The sequence below is a fragment of the Verrucomicrobiota bacterium genome (assembly GCA_037139415.1).
In the GTDB taxonomy this organism is placed as follows: domain Bacteria; phylum Verrucomicrobiota; class Verrucomicrobiia; order Limisphaerales; family Fontisphaeraceae; genus JBAXGN01.
On sequence record JBAXGN010000173.1, the window covers coordinates 1 to 17,542 of the forward strand.

General features: G+C 61.9%; 8 protein-coding genes. All 8 read right to left on the reverse strand.

Going from position 1 to position 17,542, the window contains the following annotated elements; translation table 11 throughout:
- Positions 1-119: 119 nt before the first annotated feature.
- The gene (locus WCO56_23335) at positions 120-3,776 is read right to left on the reverse strand and encodes a DUF5696 domain-containing protein (GenBank protein MEI7732524.1); all 3,657 of its coding nucleotides are present in this window, start codon (positions 3,774-3,776) and stop codon (positions 120-122) included.
- Between the two features lie 193 nt (positions 3,777-3,969).
- Positions 3,970-5,544: an ATP-binding cassette domain-containing protein gene (locus WCO56_23340; GenBank protein MEI7732525.1), complete on the reverse strand. Its 1,575-nt coding sequence runs from the start codon at positions 5,542-5,544 to the stop codon at positions 3,970-3,972.
- 21 nt (positions 5,545-5,565) lie between these two features.
- Complete coding sequence (locus WCO56_23345) at positions 5,566-6,837, reverse strand: FtsX-like permease family protein (GenBank protein ID MEI7732526.1); 1,272 nt, start codon at positions 6,835-6,837, stop codon at positions 5,566-5,568.
- A gap of 5 nt (positions 6,838-6,842) precedes the next feature.
- Entirely contained in the window at positions 6,843-7,931 is a 1,089-nt protein-coding gene (locus WCO56_23350; protein MEI7732527.1) for a hypothetical protein, read from the reverse strand.
- A gap of 90 nt (positions 7,932-8,021) precedes the next feature.
- On the reverse strand, positions 8,022-8,900 hold the full coding sequence (locus tag WCO56_23355; GenBank protein ID MEI7732528.1) for an alpha/beta fold hydrolase: 879 nt from the start codon (positions 8,898-8,900) through the stop codon (positions 8,022-8,024).
- Positions 8,901-8,905: 5 nt separating this feature from the next.
- The gene (locus WCO56_23360; protein MEI7732529.1) at positions 8,906-9,949 is read right to left on the reverse strand and encodes a 3-oxoacyl-ACP synthase III; all 1,044 of its coding nucleotides are present in this window, start codon (positions 9,947-9,949) and stop codon (positions 8,906-8,908) included.
- Positions 9,950-9,964: 15 nt separating this feature from the next.
- Positions 9,965-16,843: a beta-ketoacyl synthase N-terminal-like domain-containing protein gene (locus WCO56_23365; protein MEI7732530.1), complete on the reverse strand. Its 6,879-nt coding sequence runs from the start codon at positions 16,841-16,843 to the stop codon at positions 9,965-9,967.
- Between the two features lies 1 nt (position 16,844).
- Positions 16,845-17,542: polyketide synthase dehydratase domain-containing protein (locus WCO56_23370; protein ID MEI7732531.1), on the reverse strand; the 698-nt coding region annotated here is incomplete at its 5' end.

The window sequence follows — 17,542 nt, forward strand, 5'->3', positions numbered from 1 at the left end:
TTCTTATCCTCTCAGCTATCTTTGACCACTTACACGAAAATATCTAAACCTCCGACAAGGTCTTGTCCAAGCCGGACAAGGTCTTGTCCAGACCGGATATCAACATGACTACTCCCGCTCTACGGCTGCGCGGTTACACGATAGCCGAAGTCTCCGGCGGCGGTTTCAAAGGCCAGTTCGCCTTTGGCGCTGGTAAAGGTGATTGGCCGCAGGGTTTTGCCGGTGGCGTCCACGGCTTCCACGCGGCTGATGGTGACGGCGCGGCCAAACAGGAGCGCGGGTCGCAGGCTGAATTTGAAGGGCGCGGCGGCGTTCAAGGGCACGAGTTGCGCGGTGTTGCCCTGCGCCTGGCAACGGAAGGCCCCGGCGGTTTTGGCGAAGCCGAAGTCGGTCGCGGTTTTGTTGCTCTCGTTCAGGGCCAGGAGGCCTTCGACGGATTCGAGCTTCTCCAGGCGCACGTTGGTGATGTTGGTCTTGCTGCCTTCAAAGATCAGGTTGCCGATGCGGTAGCGTTTGTTGCCATCTTCATCGCCCAGCATGCGCGACCGGCGTTTTCCGGCGGCAGAATCATACAGCCCCACGAGCGCCGCGTAGGTGCCGGCGGGGAATTCCGGCGGAATGGTGAGGGTCCAACTCTCGCCCGTGGTGGCGCGGCCCGCCCATTTGGAGGTGGGGATGGCCGGCTTGCCGCCGCCACTGACTACGTATTCCGCGCGCCGTCCGGGCCGGGGCGTGGTGAAGTTGTACATGACGCTGAAATCCTTTTCCATGGGCTGCTTGATTTCCCAATTGGCGACGAAGCGGAATTTGCGGTCGCCCAGGTACTCGACCCGTTCCGCGCCGGGCAGCACCGCGAGCGGGGCATCGGGATGGAAGCCGCGCCCGTTGACGTACAGGCCCTGCCGGCCGCGCGACCATTCCACGACCGCGCCTTGCAGGCGTTCCAGGGCGGCCTCGCCGCCGGCGTGCTTCACGTGGAACCCGTATCGGGGCAGCACATGGCCCGCCACGGACCAATCCGCCTGGCCCCGGTTCACGTGCGCCACGGCGCCGGATTGCCAGCGCACGATCTGGCGGTGCAGGTCGTCCCCGGCGAATTTCACGCTGGTGATTTCATCGGCGGCCACCCGCTCGATGAATTCCTGCGCCAGCCAGTATTTGCGCACGGCGCCGCGCACGCCGGAGCCCAGGTCCACCATGAGGGCGTGGCCGGAAAGGACTTCCGCGCTGAGGTAATCATCGCTGTCAATGCCGTGCAGGAAGCGGGAGTGATCGCCCTGGTAACGGCTTGAATAGCCGACGCCATGCAGGCTGAAGCGGGTGTGGTTGACGGCGTCGAACCAGGGGACGCGTTCCCAATCCGAACCGGTGGCGACGTTGTGGAAGGGCTTGGATTTGGTGCTCAGCTCAAGCCATTGGCAATCCGCGCCGTCCAGGTAGCCGATGAGGTGGTCGCTGCCCGCCTCGGAGGTGGTGGGCGCGTGGTTGCCGAAGGTCTCGCGGATGGTGGCAAAGGCTTCGCCCCAGCATTGGCGGGTCTCGGAGCGCGAATGGAATTGCCCCTGGCGATCGTAGTAATCGAAGCTGTTCGCCGAGGTGAAGACGTCCACGAAGTTGGCGGTGGGTTGCAGGCCGGACTGGATGAGCGCGAGGTTGCGCTTCACGAACGGCAGGATGTGATCAGGGCGGAACTGGTAGCTCTGGGCTTCCACGCCTTCATTGAGCCAGGCTTTGCGCGGGCGGCCTTGCTCGGTGAAGGTGATGTGGTCGTAGCTGAAGCCGGTGGCGTCCGGATAGAAATCAATATAGTTGTCATGCAGGCCCCAGCGGATGCCGCGCGCATCGCAGGTGCGGCCGAGTTCCTGCATGTCGGCCAGGGTGCCCAGCGAGGGCAGGGGCGGGTAGATGTCGGGCAGGCGGTAATCGTAGCCCCAGCGTTGCCAGACGTGCATGATCAGCAGCGCGTTGGTGACGCCGTATTGATACGCCTCCTGCATGCGCGCCGCGTCGTCCGCGTATTTGCCGCCCCAGTAATCATAGACCAAGCGCCCGGCCTTCGCGGCCACGCCATCGGCGGGCTTTTTGTCAAAGAGCGGGCGATACTTCGCGGCGCAATCGAACATGCCCCGCGTGCCGGGCACGAGGGTGAACGTCGTGCCGGGATGGGTGTGGATGGAGTAATGGCGGGTGGCGGGATCCACTTGGAAGTTTTCCGGAAAGACCTCGCTGGCCATCAGGAGCGAGAGGCCGTTTTCAAAGTCCATGCCCACGTGGCTGGTGGCCAGGTTGTGCCCGCCGCCGCTCGCCTTGAAGGCGTTGGGATTCGCAATGCAATAGCCGTGCCCGTAATAAACCTTGGCGGCCTTTTGATCGGCGTTGGCGAAAGCGAGATCGGTGATCCGCTCCGGCGAACTGATCTTGATGCGCAGACCGGCGCCTTCGCGCCAGATGTCCGCGTACAGCGGGAACCGTTTGTTCGCCATCACCAGTTGATGCTCGACGCGCCATTGGCTGCCGGCATCTTTGGCTTCAACCTTTTCCACCACCACGCCCGAGGGCCACGCGCCCACCCGCTGGCTCATGATGAACAGTTGCAGACCGTCATAGACTACCGCTTTGCCATGATCAGCAAACGCCACCGCGCCATCCGCCAGGCCGTTCGGTCCCAGCGCCACGGCCGCTCGCGCGCCGCCGTCCAACTCGAACACGCGCACCGCGCGATCCGCCGACTTGCCCGCCAGCGCCGCGCGCCGGACGTTCTCCACGAGGGATTGCTTTTCCGCTTCCGTCAGCAGCTTCGGCGGCGCTCCGGCCACGATCGTGGGATCACCCCAATACGAGGAATCGCAGGTGGTGTTCTTTTTCGGTCCGGGATGGCTTTCCAGCCGGAGCGTGATTTCCTGCCCGGCGAACTTGCCCAGGTCCACCTCGCCCGGCTGCCAGACTTTCGCGGTGGTATGATGCTCAAACAACATTTGCCGGTTGACCCAGACGCGGAACGTGACGCCATCGCTGACCGGCTCCTTGGGGGCACTGTCGCGAATGGCATTGTAAAACATCAGCTTGAGCGCGGCAGCGGCGGGCAGTTGCAGCCGGTATTCCGCAAATACCGTACCTGCGCCGCCACGATAGGGCGGGTGCATGTTCAAGGCGGAGCGGGTTTCCCCGCGCGTCATCGGTGCCCGACCGAAATTGGCGGCGGACTTCGGATCGGTGCCCTGCCAGCCTACGGGCATTTGGACTTCCGGCTTGTCGAAGTAATTCCAGATCACCTGGTGGGTCTTCACCGATGTAAGCGGTAAAGCCCCGACGGCGGGCACCGGGACGGCAACTGGAGCAGCGCTTGCAGCGGCTTCCGGAAAGTCGCACTCAAAGATTTGCACGGCATGCGCGGTAATGGATGTGCCGCCCTGATTGAACTGCGCATAGACATGCGCCGGGTAATGGGCAGAGTAAGTGTCCTTGCCCATGACGAATTGGAAGCGGGCATCCGCTTTGCCGCGCGCGGGGATCGTCACGGTCTGCGCGGCATTGCCTATGGGCTGGCAACCGTCAACCAGCTCTTTCAATTCAACCTTCACGGACAGCGCCTGATCGCCCGTGTTGTTCAGGCTGACCTGCACGCTCTGTGGGGCTTGACGGTTCGTCACCGTTTCAATGGGCGCAATGACCAGCGTCAGCGGCCCCTCGGTCACCTTATGTCCATGAAAGGCATAAACCGTCCCCGCCATCGCCCAGCAGACGAGCGCCAAACCAAAACGAATCAAGATGTTCATCCGCAAAGTGTGACAACCTATGCAACGTTTGTCACGCACTCCGCATTCCGTATTTGAATCACCGGGTTTGAAACACCTCCTCCGAATCTTGCCGCGCCGACTGCCGGGAATGCTCCTCATACGCTTTGGGGTGGGTGCCCACCGGGTTGCGCCCCAGCACGAACACGGTGCGCCCGGCGGCGAACGGCAATGGTCAGGCCCAATCCCTGGGGCGGGCCGAAGCGACGCCCGCTTGCAAGTGGAGCACATGGGTAATGCAAACGGGCATTTCCCGGGGATGATGGGTCACAAACAGCAGGTGCGTGCCGGTTTGGGCCACCACGCGATCCACCGCCGCCAGGATGGTGTGGCGATGCCGGCCATCCAGGCCCTGGCATGGTTCATCGAGGATTAATAGCGGCGGGTGCTTCACCATGGCGCGGGCGATCAGCACCAGGCGCTGATGACCAACGGCCAAGTCGCCCAATGTCCGGTGGGCCATCGCCGCCAGGCCGAATTCCGCCAGCCAATCCATGGCTGCCGATTTTTGCCGGCGCGTGCACGGCTGAAACAACCCCAGCGTGCCGAAGAACCCCGAGCAGACCACCTCGAGGCAGGACCATTCCAGCGGGTAATGCTGATGCAGCTCCGGAGAGACAAAGCCGATCTGCTGGCGCAGCCGCCAGAGGATCTGGGTGGTCGTCAGCGGTTGGTCAAAGAGGCAGAGGTCCAGCGCGTACACCTGGGGATGATCCCCCTGGATGAGGTTCAGCAGCGTGGTCTTGCCGGAGCCATTGGGGCCCAGGATGGCCCAGTTCTCCCCGGCGGAGACGGTCCAATGAATGTTTTTCAAAATGCGCCGGCGCCCGACGCCAATGTTCACCTCGCGCATCCGCACCAGCGTCTTATACCGGGGCAGTGAGGGACCGGCCGGGCGAACCGTCCGCTGATGTCCCGATACCGATTCGCCGGCAAAAGCATCCTTGGGCAATTTGCGCAACACTTCCGCTTTGGTGCCTTGGGCGATGATTTGATGGTCGCGCGTCACCAGCAGATGGGTGACGAAAGGCGGGAGTTCATCCAAGCGATGCGCAATGAAAAGCATGGGCAGTCCCGCTGTCGCCAAAGCCTGCAGCAGCTTGCGCAGGCGCGACCGGGACCGGATATCCAGCCCGGCGTAGGGATCATCCAAAATCAGCAGTTGTGGCGCGCGCAACAGGGTGTGGACCAGCAGCACTTTGCGCTGTTCCCCGTTGGAGAGGTGCAGCACTTTGCGCCGCAGCAGATCGGTGATGCCCAACGCCTCGGTCAACCGGCGGCGTTGCCGGACAAAGTTGGCGGGCGAAGAGCGCCGGGCGCCGACTTCAAAGGGATTGATGTCCTCCACCCATTCCTGGCTCAAATACTGGGCGACGATATTTTTCCCCTCCTCGATGCCGCTGTACCAGCGGGATTGGTAATAGGTGCTCTCGCGGCAGATCAGCTCGCGCTGGGTCTGGGCGGAGATGCAGCCCACCGCATCCTGAAGGTCTTGCGCGGAACCATCCGAACCATAAAAGTGACCATGAATCTCACCGGTGATCGGACGCTGCCGGCCCAGGATCGCTTGAACCAGCAGCGCCTTGCCGGAACCGTTGGGCCCCAGAATCGCCCATTGCTCATCGCGATGCATGGTCCAGTTGGTGCGCATGAATACCGGGCATTCCTCAACCTGCAAGGTGGCCTGATCAAACACGACCAGCGGGGCATGATCGCAGGCGCGGGTGTGGTTCCTGTCTGGACGTTTCAAAAGGTGGGGCGGGTTGAAGCTTCAACGATCCTGCAACACCACCGCCGGATCCTGCCGGGCTGCCAGCAGGGCCGGCAACCAACTGGCCATCACCGCCAGCAGCGGCGCCACCACCAGCGCGGCGAGAAATAACTGCGGGGTCATCAATGCGCTCCATAATTCCGGCGTAGGACGCTCCTGCCAATAGGCACCCGCCACCAACCCCAATCCGGCGCCCGCCACGGCGCCGACGAGTCCCGACAGCACAGCTTTGCCGATGAAGATGCCCAGGATTTGCCATGACTGCACGCCGATGGCGCGCAATACGCCGATTTCCGGACGGCGATCCCGCACGTTGGCGATGGTCAACAGGGCAATCCATAACCCCGCTGCCACCAAGGCGGTGGGCACCAGGATGGCGGCAAACGATTCCCGTTGCGCCCGCAGCGCGGCACGGTTGGCCTGCTCATGTTGCAGTGTCAGCGCGGCTTGTTCTCCGGCCCGGTTGCGTGCCTCCGCCCGCGCCAGCGCCTGCGATGCAAATTCCACGACCTTGGTATCCGGCAATAAGTTGGTGATCTCCGCCCGGATTTTTGCCAGGCGATCTGCCGAGCAATTGCATTCCAAAGCCAGGATGGCATTGATGCGCCCCGGGCATTGCAATAACTCCTGCGCCTCGTTCAAGTTGATCCACAGCGTGATGTCATCGGCGTTCCCTTTTTCCTCCAGCAATTTGCTTACCGTAAATGGGCGCCCCATGAAGGTGATTGTTTGCCCCACCGCAAGTCCCAGGCTTTGATGCAGCTCATACCCGGCCACCAGATGTCCCGGCGGCACGGCTTCCAGCAACGGCTTCTGTTTGGCGGATTGAATGAATACCTCGCCTTTGACTCCCATGAGCACCACTTTGCGCTGACGCTCCGGCCACTTCACTTTTCGCGTCAGGGTCGGCAGCACATGATTGATGGTGGCGACGCGGCTCTTGGCGAGTTTGTCCGCGTACGCCTCCGGCAGGAGTTGCGAGGTTTTATCCTCGTCATACAGGTCTTGCAAACTTTGTTCCTTCGGCAGAATCAGGATATTAAAACCCAGCTTGAGCGTGATTTTCCGGTAATCATCCTCCAACTTGTCCAGCATGGCTTCGGTTTCCACCTGTTTGGCGGCGAGGATTTTTTCGGTGGTCAGATCGTGTTTGCGAAGCAAAGTCAATTCCGCGACCAGGCAGCCCACGGCGGCGGCGATCCCCAGCACGCCCAGAAAAAAATTCAGTTTACGGAAGCACAGTTCGCGCAGGATCAGGCGGATCATGTTCATAATGGCTACTTTCGCATGAAATACCAGGAGGCGGCGATTACCAATACCAGGCCAGCCAGCAACGAATAGATCACACTGTGATACAGTGAACCCGCCCCTTGCGCGTCTTGGGCGGCGTTGAGATTAGTCGTGGTCGGTATTGTTGTGGTTGGGCGATTGGTTGGCATCAGCGACGCGAGGGAAATCAATCCCGGAGGCGGACCGTCACTCAGGCGTTTGCCCTCCAGCAGGCCTTCCCAATCCACCGCCAGCAGCAAATCAAAACCGGGATTTTGCTCCTTGACCTCGCAGGAACAAGCGCCGAGGAGGTAACTGGTCGCGGAACGCACCACGTCCAGGCTGATTTGGGATGCCGGAATCGCCGCCAAAGCGCGCCCGCGCCCAAACACCGGGAGGATTACGGGCTCTTTCCTCGCGCTGAGTTCCGGATCGGGATTCTGCAAAATGGAACTGAATATGGACTCAGGCACCGATTCCCGAGGAACGCGCAACACCGGAAAGGACAAGGTCATTTTGACCGTATTGCTCTCGTCGCCGGAGGGATCGGCGGGGAATTCGACTCTGCCGGGCGTTTGTTCGAGCAAGCCACCCAATTTCTTGCCAAGCGCATCATCGTTCGCGCGATTTCCTGATTCGAGCAACAGCCACACGAGCGCGTCTCCCTTTCCGAGCCGAGTGGCCAGTTCGCGTCGCACGGGCGACTCCGCCAGGAGTAGAATGTTTTGTGCGGTTAGCGGTCCCACCCAGGCGCTGGGAATTTCCAGGGAATTGATGGGGTACCGCACCACCACCCAAGGCAGCGGGGCATTGGTCTGTTTCTCCCAAAGCTGGGTGAGTGCTTCACGCGGGCTGGCCGCCAAGTCCGCCACGGTCACGGTGTAATTCGCTAACCCGCTGCCCTCGACGCTGGCATCCTGCAAGGCGTGCACCAGGGTTTGCTCATTGGTCTTGAGCGGACCGCGATGGAAAACAATCACCTCGTATAGCGAAGGAGTCCAGCGTTCCAGCGCGTAGCGGAACACAGGTGTCGAACAAGCGGGCAACCAAGGCGCGCCCATCAGCAACAGGACCGCCAACAGCCATCTGCCAGCCATCTGATTTATATACCGAACGTTCACCCCGTCATTTATAGCAGGGTTTTTACGATTGGCCAGCTTCAGAATCGCTCATTTCATCGTGCCATCTTATCGGGCGAGGAACTTCTGAATAATGGGCAGCGTTTCTTCGCCGGCATCTTCGAGCAGGAGGTGGCCAGCATTGGGGAAACGGTGGACTTGCGCGTTTGGGAGGAGTTGTTCCCAGGTCGCCAGAAAGTGGCGGTTGAAGACAAAATCTTTCATGCCCCACAGAATCAGGGTGGGGGTCTTTTGAAAGCCGGTGAGTTTCTTCTGGACGTCGCTCACGAGGTCGTAGCTGGCGTCGCCGGGCCGGAGCGGGATGTCCTGGACAAAGCGTAGGTGGCCGAGACGGTTTTCGGCGGTGTCGCACGGGCTGAGGTAGGCATCGCGGACGCGCCGGGGGAGGGAACGGGTGCAGCCCCAGCGGGTCACCAGGCGCACAAAGAGGCCGGTGCGCCGGATGAGGAAATCATCCATGGGCGTATTGCGGCAGAGCCAGAGCGAGGGCGGCAGTTTGGCGGTTGCGGGCAGGTGAAAGGCGGCGGTATTCAAGAGTACCAATTTACCGATGCGTTCGGGGAAACGTGCCGCGTAGGTCATGCCGATCATCCCGCCCCAATCGTGCATGACGAGGGTGATGCGACCGGAAATATTCAAGTGATTGATGAGCGCTTCGAGGTCTTTGGCGCGGCGATCCAGGGAGTATTCGTAACGGTGATCGCCCGGCTTATCCGAAAAGCCGCAGCCGATGTGGTCCGGGACGATGACGCGGTGCTGGGCGCGCAAGCCGAGGATGAGATTGCGGTAGTAAAAGGACCACGTAGGGTTGCCGTGGAGCATGATGACGGGGTCGCCCCGCCCCTCGTCGAGGTAATGGAGCGCGAGGCCGTCGAGGTTCAGGTACGAGCCGACAAAAGGATAAAGATCTTTGCGAAAGTGTGCCATAATTGTTACCAAAGCAGCCCCAGCATCAAGCAATTCAAGCCGCTGCCAATCCCCAGGAACGCGGTGCGCTCGCCGGGGTGGAGGACGCGGCGTTCCTCGGCAATTGCGGCGGTGGTGGGCAGCGCCGCCGTGCCCATGTTGCCCAGAAATCGGAAGGTGGTGTAATCTTTTTCGCGGGGCAGTCCCAGCGCCTTCAAGATGGCGTCCTGATGGCCGTGCCCGACCTGGTGGCAGATGACGCGGTCCACGTCCCCCGAAGTCCACTGCATTTCATGGAGAAAGTTATCCCAGGTGCGCTGGCCGAGTTGGACGCCATATTTGAGGACGGCGACGGAATCGGTGCGCATGAATTGTTCCTGGTGGTCGCCACCGGCGGGTTGCAAGCCCCAACGGCAGAGGCGATGGTGTTCGGGTGCGACTTCGGAGGTTGCGCCGAGCAGGCGATGGCCGGGAAGTCCCGGAAAGGAACCATCGGTCAGCAGCATGGCGACCGCGCCGGAGCCACCGGTGAAGGTGGCGAGCGCCTGAGCGAATTCATCCATGCCACCGCCGTGCAGGAGCCGCGCGAGGACGAGTTCATTGATCTCGCGGGCACTCTCGCAAGAGACAACGAGCCCGGCGCGGATTTGCCCGAGTTCAATCCGGTTCGCCACTTCGATCATGCCGTTGAGCACGCCGAGGCAGGCGTTGCTGAGATCGTACACCCAGGCGGCACCGCGCACGCCGAGGCCGTCCGCAACGGCGCAGGCGGTTGCGGGCTCGAAGTTCTCGCGGCAAACGCCGGCATAGACAACCACCCCGAGGTCGGCGGGGGAGACCGAAGTCTTGAGCAGCGCCTTGCGGGCGGCGGCGAGTGCCCCGGCGGAGAGAGCGGAACCCGGTTGCCACCAGCGGCGCTCGCGGATGCCGGTCCAGGCTTCCAATTGCCCGGGCTGCAAATTCAGGCGGGCATAGACGGGCGCGAGACGGTCCTCCAGTTCGGCGGATGAAACAACCACCGGCCCCAGTTCGTAGCCAAGGGCGGTGAGATAAACGCGTTTATAGTTCACAGGCATAGCCGTCCATCAACCGGGGTTGCCCGTGCCCGGCCGGGCGCGGAGGGTGAACTCTTTCATGCCGTAAATGACGCGGCCATCCACGGAGAGGAAACCGTCGGCCTTGAGTGAGCGTTCAGCGTCGTTCACTTCCGTGATGACGGCCTCAATAGTCACGAGGTTGTCCGGGGGGATGATTTGCCCGCGATAAATCCATTCATGTCTGGCCCCGACGGCCACCGTTTCCCAACGCCCGCCGGGAAGGTCGCCCCAACGTTGCACAGCGGCGAACTTCAGGAGTTGCAGAAAGGACTCCAGACCGAGCGAACCGGGTACGACCGGGTCTTGGAAGAAGTGCGCTTTGAAAAACCATTCCTCGGGATTCACCTTTTTGATGCCGCGAAGGAATCCCAACTGTTTTGGACCGCCATCCGGGATATACGACTCGATCTCATCCACCATGCGAAGCTGGATGCCGGGATACGGCGGCTGCGCCGGGTAGGGCAGGGTCTGGCGGCGGGCCAATTCGTCCGGACTCGGGACGTAGCGCTGCGCATTGTGAATCCCTTCCTGATGCGCGAGGGCCGCCTGCGGGAAAAAGCCGAAATAGGTGTCGCCCTGGTACACGGGGAGGCCGCCCGCGCGGACTTCAAAGTCAAACCATTGGATGATCATGCCCGCCGAACTGGATACGCGGGTGAGCTTGACGCGGGTGGTGAGCGTGCCGATACCGGGGAAGACCGGCGCGTGCTGAATTCCCGTGCCGCCGAGGTTGCGGAAGGAGAGGTCCACGTCGCTGGTGAGCGCCGAGCCGACATACGCGGCGAGCCAGCCGCAGGGTTGCAGCGCAATTTCGAGGAGCACGGCGAAAGGCATGTCGCCCTGGCGATTTTCCGCGAAGTACCAGGCGTCCGATGGAACATCGTACTCCGCTACGGCAATCCCGCCGGGCACCATCTTGAACGGCTCGCCTTGAACTTCGGTGATGCGATCCAGAAATTGGTAGGGCGGCCCCGGCAGGCGGGCGATGCGGCGGCGTTCGTCAAAAATTTCATACGGCGCGCCGAAGGCCACGGATGGTTTGCCAACCGCGAACGCCAGGATGCGGTCGGCATCGTATAGCGCGCGTTGCCGACGCGGCAAGGTCGCTCCCCCCCAGGTTTGCTTCAGGACTTCGAGCGTCACGCCCGCGTAGCGCAGGCTCATGTTGGTGATTTCGACAATCGGCTTGCCGTCGGCGTACATCAGCGCGTCGGCAATGACATACGGTTCGGGGCGGTAGCCGATTTCCTTGACGGAAACTTCATAGGTCACCACGCGGGTCGTCTCCAAAACCTGGCCGCGGCACTTCAGTTGGCTGACCACTCCCGGCACTGGTTCGAGGGCAAGCCCCGCCGCGTCAGCCACCCAACCCAGGCGAAGCAAATATACCCGCAACGTGTGGAGGCAACACTCGAACATCAAGGTGCCGGGCATCACGCGGTCATCCACGAAATGGCACGTCAGGAACCAATCCTTTGGCTGGATGTCCGCCTCGCCGCGAATGAGGCCCAACCCGAAGCGACCGCCACACGGATCGAGCAGCGGGACGCGATGCACCAATTGCATCAAGCCGGTGGGCAGCGTCACGGGGTGTTGCAGCGGCAGTCCGGCGAATTGTGGGCCGAAGCATCCGGCGAGATCGCCCGCGCGGAGCGCATCCAACTGCGCCGCAGAATAGCTTTCGATGCCGAGGGGAACAAACTCATGCCAATCCGTTGCGCGCTTGCCGGGCATCGCCTGAAGATCCATGGCCGTGCGCACAATGCCGCGCCCGCCGGCGAGTTCCGCCGCTGAAAAGAAGCCCGCGCAACCGTCCGTCATCGTCAACAGCGGTTCGCCATTGACTGTCGCTTCAAAATTAAAACGGAACAGCCAGGTGCTGGCCTGGCGGAAGAAACGCTCGATGCGGATGTCGTAATGAATCACCGCGCCCGGCCCCGGCAACGGGCGGTGGAAACAGACGCGGGCGTCCAGCAGCCGGTACACTGCGAGGCCGCGCGTCTCAAAATCAATGCCGAGATAGCCCGATAAGAATAGATCGGCCTGCCCCGCTTCCACGGCAATGCACGTGGGGATGCGCCCGCAATCGAGATACCAGGCGCCGGGCAGAATGTCATGTTCGGTGATCACACGTCCGTGCGTCATGGAGCGGGCTTCGCCATGGATTTCCAGAATGCGGTCCACCAGCATCAGCGGTTCGTCCGGCAGCCGCACCCGTGAGGGGAAAGCGTCCACCGGGGCGAACTCCGCGCCGAGCACCTTGGCTACCGTGCCGCGCGCGAACTCAAGGCAGGCCGCGCGGTCAAGTGCCACTGGCGGCGCGATCGCTTGGGCGGGTGGCGGGACGGATGCTTTGAGGGGAAGCGCACTGTTTTGGACCGGATTTCCCGCCGCCAGCGCCGCAATGACGCTGAGTTGCGTGTGAACACTTTGAGAGAGGGTGTCAAAGACCGCCTTGGAAAAGTCCAGGTACACCTCGTGGGCCTGGAGGGTGGCGGTCTGGGCGTCCGTCATTGTTTTCAGCAACTCTACTTCAAACGGATCAGGTGCATCTGCCGCGTGGGTGAGCGCCATGGCCGGCACCGGCGCGGGATTCGCGGCGAGCGATTCCGAAACGGTGATCTTGGCGGCGGGTACATTGGCGGGCGCGATGAATTTTAGCGGTGCGCCGGTAATTGCGATGCGCACGCATCGGGCATTCTTGTCCGGCAGAGTCACGAATCGTTCTTCCCAGCCCGCGCCGCCGTACAGCGGCTGCAAATCCACTGCCGCGCCGTGGGCAAATACGTTAGCCAACGTTCTCAGCACACCCAGCAAAGCGTCCGAGGGGGAAGCGCAAAGCGAACGGGCAACATGCGGACGACCATCGAGGATTTGACTGATCATCCGGCTGCAAGAGTTTCCCGGCCCCATCTCCAGAAATATGCGGATGCCGGAGTCGTAGGCGGCCTCGATCACGCGCGGAAAATCAATCGTGCCGCGCCCTTGCGCCACGATGGCATCGGCGGCCGTCTCGCGATCAGGAACATAGGCGCGCCCCCAACCGCCGCTGAAAAAGCGCATTCCGACAGGCGCACGGGTGTCGAACAAATGCAGATTCCGGTACGCCTGCTCCACAGGGTGCAATAACTCGCAGTGAACAGTGCTCACGCCTTCAAACGGGAACCAATGGCAGCCGAGTTTTTTCACCAGGAGATCCAGCTCGGCGGCATCCCCGCCGATCACGCATTCCTTCGGCGTGTTCACGATCAAAATATAAAGGTGCGCGCGTCCCGCCATCGCCGCGCGGACGTCTTCCGCCGAACGATCCACGAGGCCGGCTTTCCATTCCACGGCTTGGGAATCCGGCACCCGCCAGACTTGGCGCAAAACATTGGTCGTGCCGGTCAGATCGTGGCGGAACAGGCTGGAACGGGTGACGCGCTGAAGCATTTCGTCGCGGTTCTGCCAGGCGCGCAGGGCAAACAACGCCGTGGATTCGCCAAGGCTGTAACCGATGGCGGCCTCCGGCTTTAGCCCGAAGGAAATCGCCAGGTCGCTGACCAGGGTGCCGAGCGCCACCTGGCCGCAAATTAATTCGCAGTGCTCCATCGTGCTGGCGCGGTCGGTGTTCGCGTTCCAAAAACGATCCGCAAACATCTGGCTGGCGAGAAATTGGTTCTGACCGTCTTGGGCGCGAAGAATCTCCGGCCAATGCAGGGCCAGCTCGCGGCCCATTTCGGCGAAATGACTGCCGCTGCCGGGAAAGACAAACGCGATGCCTCCCGAAACCCGCGCTGTCGGGGGGTAATAAAAAATTCGGTCGCGGTCCTGGCCAGGCTCACGCTCGGCAGAGGTGCTCTGGCGCGTTTCGTTAACGACCTCCTGGGCGGCAGCGATCAACCGCAGTAATTGCGCGGCATCCTGAGCCACCAGCGCGAGGCGATGCGGCTGGGGGATGCTGGGGGATTGCCCGACCCACCATTGGCGGGCGAGGAATTCGAGAGAATTGGTGGCGGGTGCGGCGGCGTACTCCCGTAGCTTGGCCAAAGATTTGCTCAGCTCTGCCGGCGTTTCTCCCTGAAGGGTGAACAATGCTTCAGAATATGCGCCCAGCGGACGTTGCCGCCCAGCGATGGATCGCTCCGAGGTATGCGTTTCGACCGCTTCCAACACCATGTGCATGCAATTGCCGTCAATGCTCAAGGATGTGACGCCCGCGCGGCGCGGGCCGGCGGCGCGGTTTCGCACCCAATATTGGGGCAGGGTGGGGATGGACACATGGCGGGCGTTCGCCAGTTCCGGCAGCGGCTGCCGCAGTTCACGCAGCGGCGGGATGATCTCCTGGTAAAGCGCGAGGCAGGTTTTCACCACCGAAACCAGGCCTGATGCCGCCCCAGTGTGGCCGACGTCCGCCTTGACACTGCCTATCCGGCACGGTGTGGCGCGTTGCTCCGCCCCAAAGAAGGCCGCCAGCGCTTGAATCTCGCTGCGATCTTCCGCCGGTCGCCCCGATCCGTGTGCTTCGACGTATTCCACCGAGGCAGGGTCCACCTCGGCCTCCTGATACGCGCGTTGCAATGCCTGGCGATAAACCTCCGGCGCGCAAACGTCCTCCCCGACGCCTGCTCCGCTGGTTGCACCGATGCCACGCACGACCGCGTAAATTCGGTCCCCGTCGCGCTGGGCGTCCGCCAGGCGCTTCAAAACCACTGATACGGCTCCTTCACCTGGAATCGTGCCGTCAGCGCTGATATCGAACGGCCGGGCTGCACCGCTATGCGAATAGGGCCGCACTGCGTTCGTGGCCAGCAGCGCCCGCAAATCCCCGGTCACCTCCACTGCGCCCGCCAGCGCCTGATCCACTTCATTCTGTTGCAGCGCGCGCACCGCGATTTCCAACGCGCGCATCCCCGAGCAATCCTCGCTTGCTACCGTATGGCTGGGGCCGCCAAAATGAAATTCCTTGGCGATGCGGCTGGCGATGATTCCTGCCAGAGAGCCCAAGGTGCGGTCGGCCGTAAGCGGCGGTATTTCGGGAGCACCGTTTGTTCCTTGGCTTCCGCCTTGTTCCAACATGGCCCAGCGCAAATGGAAATCCGTGGTGCGCAAATCCAATCCCAGCCCGACAAAAACACCGGTGCGTGCCGGCTCCGTTTTGGCTGACTTGGCATCCAGCAAAGCGGCCCGGGCTACTTCCAACATCAGGGCTTGCTGCGGTAGCAATTCGCCCAATTCTTTTGGGGGAATCCGATAGCGATTTAACGGGATGGCCAGGTCATCCAGGTAGTAGCCAGGGAAATTACGGTCTGTCTCACTAAAAACATGTCCCGGCTCTTCGACACCCATGCCGCGCCAGGTTTTTCTCGTCACCGGACGCTCCGCATTTCCACCGCCCAGCACGCGCTCCTGGAACGTCCGCAGATTTGTCCAGCGCCCCACCGTTGCCGCCATGCCCACAATTGCCACCGGCACGGGCGCGGGAATCGGAGCAGCCTGAACGTGCGGTGTTTTCGGCAACCATTCTTCAATGAGTACGTGGGCATTGATGCCGCCAAAACCAAAACCGTTAACCGCCGCGCGCCGGGGAACATCCTCGGCACGGCGTTTCCACGGCAGGCTTTGTTTTAAAATCCGGAACGGACTTTGCGGGAGCGGAACCTTCTCTGCTGGCTGGTGAAAATTCGCCGTGGCTGGCAGGGTGTCGTGTTTCAATGCCAGCAGGACTTTGATCAGGCTGGCGCTGCCCGCTGCTGTGAGCAGGTGGCCGATGTTGGCTTTGACCGCTCCCAAAGTGCATTGCCCGGCCTCCCATTTTCCGCCGTCCCAAAGCCGCCTCAGGCTCGCGAATTCCACCGCGTCGCCCACCGGAGTGCCCGTGGCATGGCATTCGATGAGGTCCACCATTTCCGGCGTCCATCCGGCCTGCTCGTAGGCGCTGCGGAGCGCGCGCAATTGCCCCTCCGAACTGGGTGATAATAAATTACCATCCAGATCGTTGGATAAACCGATGCCGCGTATTACTGCGTGGATGTGATCCCCGTCGTGCCGGGCGTCACTCAGGCGTTTCAGCACCAGCACGCCCGCCCCTTCGCCCACGATCAAACCATCGCCAGCGGCATCAAAGGGGGAACATTTTCCGCTGAGCGATAAGGCGTGCAATTGGCAGAATCCCATCTGGGTATATAGCGAGTCCGGGCGGGATAATCCTCCGGTCAACATGGCATCCGCCCGCCCTGCCAGCAATTCATCGCAGGCCAGTTTCAAAGCGTACAAGGAGGAAGCGCAGGCGGCATCCAGCGTGTAGCTGCCCCCGCTGAGCCCGAGCGCCTTGGCCAAAATCCCGGCGGGCAAACCCGCCACATAACGATTCAACGGGCTGGAGAGTTGCTGACTTTCCGGTTGGCTGGCGGGTTTCACGACCGGCAGCAGCAACGCTTCGCACAAATCCGAGGAAGCGTCGGTCGGCAATGCGATATTCCCCAGAATGACGCCGATGCGGCTGCGATTCGTTGTTTCCAGCCGGGCGCTTTGGAACGCACTTCGGCCAGCTTCCAGCAATAGGTGAAAAACCGGGTCCAGCGTTTCCACCAACTCGGGCGGAAGCTGCAGACCGTCGAGTTTCAGCTTGAAAGGCTCCACGAAACAGCCGCGATCCGTGTACACCCGATCCGGCGTGCCAGCGGTGGGGTGTTGGATTTCGGCAGGGTTGAGGATCCACCGTCCCTCCGGCACGGGGCGATTGGTATCCTCGCCGCGCGCAATAATATTCCAAAAAACATCCAAACTGCGGGCGCCAGGGAAAATTCCCCCGACTCCCACAATTGCAACCGGCTCCGTGAAGGCCCGTTTACCGCTCACGGCCGGGTGTTCGTGAGTCCTGTTCAAGTTATAAATGATTCAGATGGAATGCTTCCTGGAGGGCGGAATCCACCACGCATTCATAGCCTTCAGCCAGTGCCAGCAGGCCGCCCTGGCGGTCAAAGAAATGAATGTCGGCGGTGACCAACGCGGAATCGGCGGAAGTAATCTGGATTTTAACGCGGCTGCCGGCCTTGGGAAAGGCGGTGGCAAACTGGCGGAATCGTTTGAGCGCGCAGGGCAGGGAAGCCGCCTGCCGATGCTCCCAACTCCAAAGAATCATCATCTGGAAGCTGGCATCCAGCGCCAATGGGTCGGACATCCAGTTGGTGCGCAGGGGGTGGTGAATCCAATGCTTGGGCGCGGGTGCGCTTTTCACCAGCGCCATCACGTCGGTGGCGGAACAGGTCTCCATGGCCTCGATACCATGGAAATGCGGGCCGTGAAACAACCGCCCATTGCCATACACGGTGGCCGCGCCATTGCCGTTCCGGTGCGTGGAAGGAGCCAGGATATTGGCGGGAGCAGCGGGCATGATTTCGGCCAGCAGCACGTCCGCGCGCGCATGCATGACCTGGCGCTGACCGTCCCGGCTGACGAGTTGCACCGGCACCCAGCAAAGACCGTCGCGCATTTGACCGGGCTCTGCCAGCACGCTGACAGTGGTGGCCGCTCCGGGTTCAATCACGATGCCTTTGAGCACTTTGAAATTCTCCAGCCCATGGA

Bases quoted from the DNA above. Each gene is read 5' to 3' on its own strand.
- WCO56_23355 (MEI7732528.1), bottom strand. From the start codon at position 8,900: ATGGCACACTTTCGCAAAGATCTTTATCCTTTTGTCGGCTCGTACCTG.
- WCO56_23345 (MEI7732526.1), bottom strand. From the start codon at position 6,837: ATGAACATGATCCGCCTGATCCTGCGCGAACTGTGCTTCCGTAAACTG.
- WCO56_23335 (MEI7732524.1), bottom strand. From the start codon at position 3,776: ATGAACATCTTGATTCGTTTTGGTTTGGCGCTCGTCTGCTGGGCGATG.
- WCO56_23350 (MEI7732527.1), bottom strand. From the start codon at position 7,931: ATGGCTGGCAGATGGCTGTTGGCGGTCCTGTTGCTGATGGGCGCGCCT.